We start from the raw sequence: 11,672 nt of genomic DNA, 5'->3' as shown, positions 1-11,672 counted from the left end.
TGCTTCCGCTGTTCCAGGGCGCTGAGCTGACCCGCAAGGACTCGATCACCCCGGCCTGGATGCAGGACGCCGGCAAGCCCCTGATGGTAGCCATCGAAGAGCAGAACCAGGTCGCCATGCGGGTTTCCGACAAAGGCCAGGCGTTGTTCTACAACCTCGACAGCGGTGCCGAACTGCGTCGTGTCGACCTGCCGATCCCGGCCGGCACCAACGTGGTGTCCATCGGCGAAGACCAGCCCGGCAGCCCGCTGGTGGCAATCGGTCTGTCCAACGGCCAGGCGCTGGTGTTCCGTCACACCTACAAAGTCAGCTACCCGGACGGCAAGAAGACCATCACGCCGGCCATTGAATACCCCTACGGCGAGTCGCCGATCACGCTGAACGAGCAAGGCGCGCCGCTGGAGCACGTCAGCCTCAACGCCACCGATTCGACCCTGCTGCTGGCCGGGTCCAGCGGTGCCCAACTGCACGTCCTGTCGCTGACCAGCGAAGAAAACATGATGACCGGCGAGGTCACCAGCGAGCAGACCCGCATCGAGCTGCCGCAGATGACGGAGCCGGTGAAGAACATCTTCGTCGACCCGCGCCAACAGTGGCTGTATGTAGTCAACGGGCGTGCCCAGGCCGACGTGTTCAGCCTGCGCGACAAGAGCCTCAACGGCCGTTACAAGCTGTTGGAAAACGCCGACGCCCAAGTCACCGCCGCGGCCCAACTGGTGGGCGGTATTTCGCTGATCGTCGGCGACTCCAAGGGTGGCCTGTCCCAATGGTTCATGGCCCGCGATCCTGACGGCGACCAGCGCCTGAAGCAGATCCGCACCTTCCAGATGGGCACCACGCCGATCGTGGAAATCACCGCCGAAGAACGCCGCAAAGGCTTCGTCGCCCTCGATGCGGCCGGTAAGCTCGGCGTATTCCACAGCACTGCCCACCGCACCTTGCTGGTGGACCAGGTGGTCGATGGCCAGGGCGTGTTCGGCATGTCGCCGCGGGCCAACCGGCTGATCGTCGAGCAGGGCGGCAAGTTGCAACCGCTGCTGCTGGACAACCCGCATCCGGAAGTCTCCTGGAGCGCGTTGTGGAGCAAGGTCTGGTACGAAAACTATGACGAGCCTAAATATGTCTGGCAATCGACCGCCGCCAACACCGACTTCGAACCCAAGCTGAGCCTTTCGCCGCTGACTTTCGGTACGCTGAAGGCTGCGTTCTACGCGATGTTGCTGGCGGCGCCGCTGGCAGTTGCGGCCGCGATCTACACCGCCTACTTCATGGCCCCGGGCATGCGCCGCAAGGTCAAACCGGTGATCGAGCTGATGGAAGCGATGCCGACGGTGATCCTCGGCTTCTTCGCCGGCCTGTTCCTGGCGCCGTATGTCGAAGGTCACTTGCCGGGCATCTTCAGCCTGCTGATGTTGCTGCCGATCGGCATCCTGGTGGCCGGTTTCGTCTTCAGCCGCTTGCCTGAATCCGTACGCCTGAAAGTGCCGGATGGTTGGGAAAGCGCGCTGCTGATCCCGGTGATCCTGTTCGTCGGCTGGCTCTCGCTGTACATGAGCCCGTACATGGAAGCCTGGTTCTTCGGCGGCGACATGCGCATGTGGATCTCCCATGACCTGGGCATCACCTACGACCAGCGCAACGCCCTGGTGGTCGGCCTGGCGATGGGCTTCGCGGTCATCCCGAACATCTATTCCATCGCCGAAGACGCCGTGTTCAGCGTGCCCCGCGGCCTGACCCTGGGCTCCCTGGCCCTCGGTGCCACGCCGTGGCAGACCATGACCCGCGTGGTGATCCTCACCGCCAGCCCGGGTATTTTCTCGGCGCTGATGATCGGCATGGGCCGTGCGGTGGGCGAAACCATGATCGTGCTGATGGCCACCGGCAACACGCCGGTCATGGAAATGAACCTGTTCGAAGGCCTGCGCACCCTGGCGGCCAACGTCGCGGTGGAGATGCCCGAGTCGGAAGTCGGCGGCAGCCACTACCGCGTGCTGTTCCTCTCGGCGCTGGTGCTGTTGCTGTTCACCTTCGTCATGAACACCCTCGCCGAGCTGATCCGTCAGCGTCTGCGCAAGAAATATTCGTCGCTTTAAGAAAGGTAGAAGTCTGTGAAACAGAACTCCCTGAAAGGATGGTTCAAGAGCGGCGCCCCTGGCGTCTGGATCAGCGGTGGCGCGGTGTCCATCGCGGTGATCATGACCATTGGCCTGCTGGCGGTAATCGCCGTGCGCGGCCTGGGCCACTTCTGGCCGGCGGACCTGATCCACGCCAACTACAACGTGCCGGGCATGCCCGCGCATTTGGTGGTGGGCGAAGTGGTGCAGAAGGAAGAAGTGCCACGTGAACGTCTTAAAAGCGCCGGCCTGCCGGTGCCGGACGAAGGCCCTGAGTTCATGACCCGCGAACTGGTCAAGGTCGGCAACCGTGACCTCAACGGCACTGACTTCACCTGGATCGTCGGTGACTGGTTGAGCAACCAGACCACGCCGCCGGAGCTGATGGCCATCGAGCGTCGTGAGTGGGGCAACTTCTACGGCTACCTGGTCAACGTCAAGCAGGATGGCAAGGTCATCGCCGAAGGCGAGGCCGCCTGGCCGGAACTGCAGGCCCGCGTACAGCGCGTCAACCAGCTGGCTGCCGAGCTCAAGACCCTGGAAAAAGTCGACATCGGTTCGATCAACGCCGGCCTGGAGCGCGTGCGTCTGCATGGTCGCAAGCTGGAACTGGACGGCAAGCTCGATGCCGCCGCCCAAGCCGACATGGACAGCGAGCGCGCCGAACTCAATGCTCGCTACAAGGAGGTTGAAGCGCGCCTGGCCGAGCTGCACGCTCAGTTCAACCGCGACAGCCTGACCGCCCGCGACGCCAACGGCAAGGAAGTGGAGATCGGCATCGGCAAGGTGGTGCACGCCTACCAGCCGAACGCCATGGGCACCTTTACCAAGCTCGGTTTCTATTTCAGCAAGGTCTGGGAATTCCTCAGCGACGACCCACGTGAAGCCAACACCGAAGGCGGTATCTTCCCGGCGATTTTCGGCACGGTGATGATGACCCTGATCATGGCGATGATCGTGACGCCGTTCGGCGTGCTGGCGGCGGTTTACCTGCGTGAATACGCCAAGCAGAACACCTTGACCCGAGTCATCCGGATCGCGGTCAACAACCTGGCGGGTGTCCCGGCGATTGTCTACGGCGTGTTCGGCCTGGGCTTCTTCGTGTACGTGCTGGGCGGCTCGCTGGACCGGCTGTTCTTCCCCGAAGCGCTGCCGGCACCGACCTTCGGTACGCCGGGCCTGCTCTGGGCGTCGTTGACCCTGGCATTGCTGGCGGTGCCGGTGGTGATCGTGGCGACGGAAGAGGGTTTGGCGCGAATCCCGCGAACCGTACGCGAAGGTTCCCTGGCGCTGGGTGCGACCAAGGCCGAGACCTTGTGGAAAATCGTCCTGCCGATGGCGAGCCCGGCGATGATGACCGGCATGATCCTCGCCGTGGCCCGCGCCGCCGGTGAAGTGGCCCCGCTGATGCTGGTGGGCGTGGTGAAACTGGCGCCGTCGCTGCCGCTGGATGGCAACTATCCCTACGTGCACCTGGACCAGAAGATCATGCACCTGGGCTTCCATATCTATGACGTCGGCTTCCAGAGCCCGAACGTCGAGGCGGCGCGGCCACTGGTCTACGCCACGGCGCTGTTGCTGGTGCTGGTGATTGCCATATTGAACCTCTCGGCGGTGTGGATCCGTAACCATCTGCGGGAAAAGTACAAGGCGTTGGATAGCTAACAGCCAATAGCTACAAGCGGCAAGCTAGAAGCCGCTTTTGCCCAAACTTGCAGCTTGCAGCTCAAAGCTTGCAGCTACGAACGGAGTGAGCCCATGCAACACGAAGCACATACACACGGCATCAACATGTCGGCCCTGGGTCGCGACAAGCAGAGCCTGAACCTGGCCGAGGAAACCGTCGCCATCGAAGTGCCGGGCCTGAGCCTTTTCTACGGCCAGAAGCAGGCGCTGTACGACGTCAGCCTGAACATCCCGAAGCAGCGCGTCACCGCGTTCATCGGCCCGTCGGGTTGCGGCAAGTCGACGTTGCTGCGCACGTTCAACCGCATGAACGACTTGGTGGACGGTTGCCGCGTCGAAGGCGAGATCAACCTCTACGGCAACAACATCTACCGCAAGGGCGAGGACGTGGCCGAGCTGCGTCGTCGCGTCGGCATGGTGTTCCAGAAGCCCAACCCGTTCCCCAAGACCATCTACGAGAACGTGGTCTACGGCCTGCGCATCCAGGGCATCAACAAGAAGCGCATTCTCGACGAAGCCGTGGAGTGGGCGCTCAAGGGCGCGGCGCTGTGGGACGAGGTCAAGGACCGCCTGCATGACTCGGCCCTGGGCCTGTCCGGCGGTCAACAACAACGTCTGGTGATCGCCCGCACCATCGCCGTGGAGCCGGAAGTGCTGCTGCTCGACGAACCCTGCTCGGCCCTGGACCCGATCTCGACGCTGAAAGTCGAAGAGCTGATCTACGAGCTCAAGTCCAAGTTCACCATCGTCATCGTGACCCATAACATGCAACAGGCGGCGCGGGTTTCGGACTACACCGCGTTCATGTACATGGGCAAGCTGGTGGAGTTCGGCGACACCGACACCCTGTTCACCAATCCGGCGAAGAAGCAGACCGAAGACTACATCACCGGCCGCTACGGCTAGCGGCAGCTGCGAGCCGCAAGCTTCTAGCGGCAAGTAAAGGCAGTTCAGCGTAACGACACACATCAGCTTGCAGCTTGAAGCTTGCAGCTCACAGCTTTTGCGGAGCAAAACCATGATTTCGAAGGAAGGCCTTACTCATCACATTTCCGCACAGTTCAACGCCGAGCTGGAGGAAGTGCGCAGCCATCTGCTGGCCATGGGCGGGCTGGTGGAAAAGCAGGTCAACGACGCGGTGACCGCGCTGATCGAGGCCGACTCCGGCCTGGCCCAGCAGGTGCGCGAAATCGATGACCAGATCAACCAGATGGAGCGCAACATCGATGAAGAGTGCCTGCGGATCCTGGCCCGTCGTCAACCGGCCGCTTCCGACCTGCGTCTGATCATCAGCATTTCCAAGTCGGTGATCGACCTTGAGCGAATCGGCGACGAAGCCACCAAGATCGCTCGTCGTGCCATCCAGTTGTGCGAGGAAGGCGAGGCGCCGCGTGGTTACGTCGAGGTCCGTCACATCGGCGACCAGGTACGCAACATGGTCCGCGACGCATTGGACGCCTTTGCCCGGTTCGATGCCGACCTGGCACTTTCCGTGGCCCAGTACGACAAGATCATCGACCGCGAATACAAGACCGCCCTGCGCGAGCTGGCGACCTACATGATGGAAGACCCGCGCTCCATCTCCCGGGTGTTGAGCATCATCTGGGTGCTGCGTTCGCTGGAGCGTATCGGCGATCATGCACGCAACATCTCGGAACTTGTGATCTACCTGGTGCGTGGCACCGACGTACGGCACATGGGCCTGAAGCGAATGAAGGAAGAAGTTGAGGGCACCCCGTCCGAAACCCCTAATGTTCCGGTTGAAACTGACGATAAGTAGGATTGCCAAGAAAAGCGCCCGGCCTTCTGGTCGGGCTTTTTTTTGGGTTTTTTTTAACCGAATGCAGCACCCCGTGAACGAGAAGTCCCGGCGTGACTGAAGGTTTTTGGCAATGTGCCATCAGTAAAAGCGGTATGCTTGCCGGGATTTTTTAGAGGTGTATCTGGATGAGTAAGGTCAGTGTATTGGTCGTGGACGATGCGTCGTTCATTCGTGACCTGGTGAAGAAATGCCTGCGCAATTATTTCCCGGGCGTGCGCATCGAAGATGCGGTGAACGGCAAGAAAGCCCAGGCACTGCTGGCGCGCGAAGCGTTCGACCTGGTGCTGTGCGACTGGGAAATGCCGGAAATGTCCGGCCTTGAACTGCTGACCTGGTGCCGCCAGCAGGATAACCTCAAGGGCATGCCGTTCGTGATGGTTACCAGTCGCGGCGACAAGGAAAACGTGGTCCAGGCGATCCAGGCCGGCGTTTCCGGCTATGTCAGCAAGCCCTTCACCAACGAGCAATTGCTGACCAAGGTCAAGCAGGCCCTGCACAAGGTTGGCAAGCTCGACACCTTGATGAACAGCGCCCCGACCAAGATGAATTCGGCGTTCGGCAATGACTCCCTCAGCGCCCTGACCGGCGGCAAGGCAGCCCCGGTCGCCGCTGCCGCACCTGCTGTGAATCCAGTCGCCAGGCCCGCAGCGGTGGCCGCCGCGCCGGCGGGTGGCTTGCTCAACAGCCCACCTGTCAAGGCCCCGGCTGCAACGCCGACGGGCAATCGTGGCCAGGGCCAGTTGCGCCTGTCCAGTGGAACCCAGGCCTGCGTGATCAAGGCCCTGAGCCTCAAGGAAGCGCTGTTGGTGGTCAAGCGCAGCGACGCCCTGCCACAAGTGCTCGAAAGCGCGGTGCTGGACATGGAGCAGGGCGACAACGCCGAAACCGCGCGTCTCAATGGCTACCTGCACGCTGTCGTCGCCCATGAGCAAACGCCTGACAGCGAATGGTTGCAACTGACGTTCCGCTTCGTCGACAAAGACCCGCAGAAGCTCGACTACATCTCCCGCCTGATCGCCCGCGGCACCGCCCAGAAGCACTTCGTGCCGGGTGCTTGATCGGCGGCGCCTGCTGGTCCGTCATCGCGAGCAAGCTCGCTCCCACAGGGGTCTTCGTTACGACGGGATCAGTGTGGGAGCGAGCCTGCTCGCGATGAGGCCGTCACATTCCACATCGCGTTCTGATTCACTTTTGAAACATCTGTCGACTACGCTGGTCCATCCCAGCTGCTAGGCTGCTGTGCAGGCCTTCATTTTTCGACAGAACCTTTGCCCATGCTCGCGCCCTTGTTGTTCGCCTGCGGTCTTGTCTTGGCCTCCACCTCGGCCATGGCCATGACCATCTACAAATCCACCGATGCCCATGGTGTGGTCTCCTATAGCGACCGTCCCAGCAAGGGCGCCCAGGTCTTCGTCTTTCGCGATCGCATGGTCGAGCATCTGGAGCGTCAGGTGTTTCTCGATATCAAGAAGCAGAAGGGCGCGGACGCGGTGTATGTGCGCAATGATCTTTACGCGCCGGTGGAAATAGAGCTGAGTTTCGTCGACCTGCGTAATGTCAGTGGGGCACCGAGCCGGCCGATTCGCAGGGTGCTGCCGGCACGCAGCAACCTGCGCCTGGCGCTGCTTACGGCCACCCAGCCCGGCAGGCCGCTGGTGTATACCCCACGGTTCGAATATTCCCTGGGCGACCCTGCCGGTACGGCGCAGGCCTATCGCTACCCGCTGCCGTGGCGCGGTGGGCCGTTCCGGCTGAGCCAGGGGGCGAACGGTCAATACAGCCACTACGGACCGAAGAACCGCTATGCCATGGACATTGCCATGCCCGAGGGCACGCCGATCATCGCAGCGCGGGGCGGCGTGGTGATCAAGACCGAAAACCGGCAGACCGGTCGGGGCGACGATCCGTCAGGCAATTTCGTACGGGTGCTGCACGACGACGGGACCATGGGCGTCTACCTGCATCTGCAGAAGGGTTCAGTAAGCGTGCGTGAAGGACAGCGGGTGGGCGTGGGCACGCCGTTGGCGCTGTCGGGCAACACCGGCAACAGCTCCGGCCCGCACCTGCATTTCGTGGTGCAGCGCAATACCGGGTTGGGGTTGGTGTCGATTCCGTACCAGTTCGATCGCCCGGTGGGGGAGTTGCCTAATTTTGCGGTGGGCAAGCAGTGATGCCATCGCGAGGCTCTTGTGGCGAGGGAGCTTGCTCCCGCTCGGTCGGTCCGACGCCTCGGGCGAAGCAGTCGTCGCTTTAGGGCCGCTTCGCGACCCAGCGGGAGCAAGCTCCCTCGCCACAGGTCTGCGTGTTCCCGCCTGAAAAAGCGTTCCCCTGTGGGAGCGAGCCTGCTCGCGATGGCCGCGCCGCCGACCCTCGGTCAACCACTCAATCGAGCATCAACACCTTCGCCAGGATGATCTTCGGCCCTTTCATCTTCTTGATGATGATCCGCAGGCCTTCGACTTCCAGCACTTCTTCCTCTTCCGGTACGCGCTTGAGGGTCTCGTAGACCAGCCCGGCCAGGGTCTCGGCCTCGACGTGGTCCAGGTCGATGCCGAGCAAGCGCTCGACCTTGAACAACGGCGTGTCGCCACGCACCAGCAGCTTGCCCGGCTGGTAGGCCAGGATGCCGCGTTCGGCCTTGCGGTGTTCATCCTGGATGTCGCCCACCAGCACCTCCAGCACATCTTCCATGGTCAGGTAGCCGATGATGTTGCCATCGGCTTCCTCCACCACTGCGAAGTGCGAGCCACCCTTGCGGAACTGTTCCAGCAGCTGTGACAGCGGCATGTGCCTGGACACGCGCTCCAAGGGACGGGTCAGTTCGGCGAGGTTGAACGACTCGGGGATGTGGTCCAGGGCCGCCAGTTCCAGCAGCAGGTCCTTGATGTGCAACAGGCCGACGAACTCCTGGCGCTCGCTGTCGTACACCGGATAACGGCTGAATTTGTGGCGACGGAACATCGCCAGGATTTCCTTGAGCGGCGCGTTGAATTCCAGCGTCACCAGATCTTCCCGGGAGTTGGCCCAGTCCACCACTTCCAGCTCACCCATCTCCACGGCCGAGGCCAGCACACGCATGCCCTGGTCGCTGGGGTCCTGGCCCCGGCTGGAGTGCAGGATCAGCTTGAGTTCTTCCCGGCTGTAATGATGCTCGTGATGCGGGCCGGGCTCGCCTTGGCCGGCGATGCGCAGGATGGCATTGGCGCTGGCGTTGAGCAGGTAGATCGCCGGATACATGGTCCAGTAGAACAGGTACAGCGGCACGGCCGTCCATAGCGACAACAGTTCGGGTTTGCGGATCGCCCAGGATTTGGGCGCCAGCTCGCCGACCACGATGTGCAGGTAGGAAATGATGAAGAACGCCGTGAAGAACGAAACCGCCTTGATCACCTCCGGCGACTGCACGCCCACCGCGCCCAGCAACGGTTCGAGAATGTGCGCAAAGGCGGGCTCGCCGACCCAGCCCAGGCCGAGGGAGGCCAGGGTGATACCCAGCTGGCAGGCGGACAGGTAAGCGTCGAGCTGGCTGTGGACGGTACGCAGGATGTGTCCGCGCCAGCCGTTCTGCTCGGCGATGGTCTCGACCCGGGTCGAGCGCAGCTTGACCATGGCAAATTCGGCCGCAACGAAGAAACCGTTGAGCAGAACCAGGAGAAAAGCGAAAAGAATCATGCCGAATTCGGCGAAGAGTGAAACGAGGGACAAGCCAGGGGAAGGGTCCATGATGGGGTTTTGCGGGTTCCGTAGAGTCGTAAGGTTAGAAAATGAGCACCTGAAAAGGCAGGCGCAAGTCAGCCAATGTAGCGGCTGACTCCGCAGTTGCCTAGAGGTGAATGCCGGTCGGTATCAATCGGCGGAGCTGGCAAGACGGGCGCGAACCACTTGGGCCGGGGCGAAATGGCAGGTGAACGTGCTGCCGTGGCCGGGCACGCTGCTGATCTCCATGCGCCCGCGATGCCGCAGCAGCACATGCTTGACGATCGCAAGGCCCAGCCCGGTGCCGCCGGTGTTGGAGTTGCGGCTGGAATCGACGCGGTAGAAGCGTTCGGTCAGGCGCGGCAAGTGTTTGGCATCGATGCCGATGCCTGAATCGCGCACGCTCAGGTGCGCGCCTTGCTCGTCACCCCACCAGCGCACGTGGATCCGGCCTTGCTCTGGCGTGTATTTGACCGCGTTGAACACCAGGTTGGAAAACGCGCTGCGCAGTTCCGCCTCGCTGCCTTTGAGCTGCACCGCCGGGTCGGCTTCCAGGGTGATGGTCTGTTGCTTGGTGCCGGACAGTTCCTGGGCGTCTTCGCGGATGATCTGCAACAGATCGTCGATGAGCACCGGCTGATTGTCCGATGGGTAATCGGTGGCTTCCAGCTTTGCCAGCAGCAGCAAATCGTTGAGCAGCGTCTGCATGCGCCCGCTTTGCTGGTGCATCTGCTGCAAGGCCCGGCTCCAGCGTGGGTTCACTTCCTCGACGTTGTCGAGCAGGGTCTCCAGGTAACCGCAGATCACCGTCAGCGGTGTGCGCAATTCGTGGGACACGTTGGCGATGAAGTCCTTGCGCATCTGTTCCAACTGATGGATGCGAGTCACATCCCGCACCAGCATCAAGTGCTCGTTGTTGCCGTAGCGGGTGATGTACAGCTGGATTCGCAGCCGATCATTGGTGGGCGAAGGAATTTCCAGCGGCTCGGCGTAGCTGTCCTGCTCGAAATATTCCTTGAAGCGCGGATGACGCACCAGGTTGGTCACCGGCTGGCCGCTGTCCTGGGGCGTCTTGAGCCCGAGCAGGGTTTCGGCGGCACGGTTCCACCATTCCAGGTTGCCATCGCTGTCGAGCATAATCACGGCGTCTTTCAGCGCGGCGGTGGATTCCTGGACCCGGTCGATCACCGCTTGCAGGCGCCCGCGAACGCGCTGGTCGCGGCGTTGCAGGTGATAGATGCTGTCGAACACGTCGCCCCACAGGCCGTAGCCGTCGGGCGGGGCTTCGTCGGGTTGATGCAGGCGCAGCCATTCATGCAGGCGCAGCAACTGCTTGAGGGTCCAGGCCAGGTAGAGCCCCAGCCCCGCGGCCAGGCTCCAGCCGTAATAACCACTGATCAGGCCGATCAGCAAACAGCCGGTCACCAGCAACAACATGTGGCGAATCAGGGTGCCATGCCAGTTTTGGTTCACGTGACGCGCGTCCTTGTCAGCTTGTCGGGCGGTAAGGGCTCGGATCAGGCCTTGGTGGAGAAACGATAGCCGGTGCCGCGCACGGTTTGTACCAGATTCTCATAGGCATCGCCGAGGGCCTTGCGCAGGCGGCGGATGTGTACGTCCACGGTGCGTTCTTCGACATACACGTTGCCGCCCCAGACCTGGTCCAGCAGTTGGCCGCGGGTGTAGGCGCGTTCCTGGTGAGTCATGAAAAATTGCAGCAGGCGGTATTCGGTCGGGCCCATCTCGGCGGGTTTGCCGTCGATGGTCACGCGATGGCTGATGGGGTCCAGCAGCAGGCCGCCGACTTCGATCGGCGCTTCGCCATCGGTCGGCCCGGCGCGGCGCAGCACGGCCTTCAGGCGCGCCACCAGCTCCCGAGGAGAGAACGGCTTGGTGATGTAATCGTCGGCACCGACTTCCAGGCCCTGGATCTTGTTGTCCTCTTCGCCCTTGGCGGTGAGCATGATGATTGGGATGTCACCGGTCAGCTCGTCACGCTTGAGACGCCGCGCCAGTTCGATGCCGGACGTACCGGGTAGCATCCAGTCCAGCAGGATCAGGTCGGGCTTGCGGTCGACGATGATGGCGTGAGCCTGTTGGGAGTTCTCTGCTTCCATGCAGTCATAGCCGGCCATCTCCAACGCAACGGCAATCATCTCGCGGATGGGCGCCTCGTCGTCGACGATCAGAATGCTCCTGCCAACCATGGGGTAATCCTCTTGTCATTTAACTGTCTTGCGCCGCATTAGATAACGGAATTATTGCAGTCGTGTGACAGTAATTTCATCGGCCGGCAGCGTGGGGGATCCTGGACTAAGCTTTGAGTCCGAATCCTGACAACCACAAAAGAAGGT

General features: G+C 62.1%; 9 protein-coding genes. 6 read left to right on the top strand and 3 right to left on the bottom strand.

All coding sequences use genetic code 11. The features are described from left to right. The first annotated feature begins 59 nt into the window (after positions 1–59). The 6 genes from ACLEJQ_RS23415 (at position 60) to ACLEJQ_RS23390 (ending at position 7,793) form a co-directional block, all read left to right on the top strand. The gene (locus ACLEJQ_RS23415; protein ID WP_440798952.1) at positions 60–2,093 is read left to right on the top strand and encodes an ABC transporter permease subunit; all 2,034 of its coding nucleotides are present in this window, start codon (positions 60–62) and stop codon (positions 2,091–2,093) included. 15 nt (positions 2,094–2,108) lie between these two features. After that, complete coding sequence (gene pstA, locus ACLEJQ_RS23410; RefSeq protein ID WP_440798907.1) at positions 2,109–3,779, top strand: phosphate ABC transporter permease PstA; 1,671 nt, start codon at positions 2,109–2,111, stop codon at positions 3,777–3,779. A 93-nt stretch (positions 3,780–3,872) separates the two neighbouring features. Further along, positions 3,873–4,706, top strand: a complete 834-nt coding sequence (gene pstB, locus ACLEJQ_RS23405) for a phosphate ABC transporter ATP-binding protein PstB (protein WP_440798905.1) — start codon at positions 3,873–3,875, stop codon at positions 4,704–4,706. 112 nt (positions 4,707–4,818) lie between these two features. Further along, positions 4,819–5,580 carry a phosphate signaling complex protein PhoU gene (gene phoU / locus ACLEJQ_RS23400; RefSeq protein ID WP_440798903.1) on the top strand — a complete coding sequence of 254 codons (762 nt, stop codon included), beginning with the start codon at positions 4,819–4,821 and terminating at the stop codon, positions 5,578–5,580. Positions 5,581–5,747: 167 nt separating this feature from the next. Next, positions 5,748–6,680, top strand: coding sequence for a response regulator (locus tag ACLEJQ_RS23395; RefSeq protein ID WP_440798900.1), 933 nt, complete (start codon positions 5,748–5,750; stop codon positions 6,678–6,680). Positions 6,681–6,896: 216 nt separating this feature from the next. Then, positions 6,897–7,793: a peptidoglycan DD-metalloendopeptidase family protein gene (locus ACLEJQ_RS23390; protein WP_440798898.1), complete on the top strand. Its 897-nt coding sequence runs from the start codon at positions 6,897–6,899 to the stop codon at positions 7,791–7,793. 211 nt (positions 7,794–8,004) lie between these two features. On the opposite strand, the gene ACLEJQ_RS23385 is transcribed toward ACLEJQ_RS23390, so the two are convergent. The 3 genes from ACLEJQ_RS23385 to phoB all read right to left on the bottom strand — a co-directional run bounded on the left by ACLEJQ_RS23385 (position 8,005) and on the right by phoB (position 11,525). Further along, positions 8,005–9,345: a hemolysin family protein gene (locus tag ACLEJQ_RS23385; RefSeq protein WP_440798896.1), complete on the bottom strand. Its 1,341-nt coding sequence runs from the start codon at positions 9,343–9,345 to the stop codon at positions 8,005–8,007. A gap of 123 nt (positions 9,346–9,468) precedes the next feature. Next, on the bottom strand, positions 9,469–10,755 hold the full coding sequence (gene phoR / locus ACLEJQ_RS23380; protein ID WP_440798950.1) for a phosphate regulon sensor histidine kinase PhoR: 1,287 nt from the start codon (positions 10,753–10,755) through the stop codon (positions 9,469–9,471). Between the two features lie 80 nt (positions 10,756–10,835). Further along, on the bottom strand, positions 10,836–11,525 hold the full coding sequence (gene phoB / locus ACLEJQ_RS23375) for a phosphate regulon transcriptional regulator PhoB (protein WP_003177195.1): 690 nt from the start codon (positions 11,523–11,525) through the stop codon (positions 10,836–10,838). Positions 11,526–11,672 lie beyond the last annotated feature (147 nt).

The organism is Pseudomonas sp. SMV71 (genome assembly GCF_052042015.1).
GTDB lineage: Bacteria > Pseudomonadota > Gammaproteobacteria > Pseudomonadales > Pseudomonadaceae > Aquipseudomonas.
The sequence above is the reverse complement of the archived record's forward strand: the minus strand, read 5'-3'. Positions and strand labels throughout refer to the sequence as shown.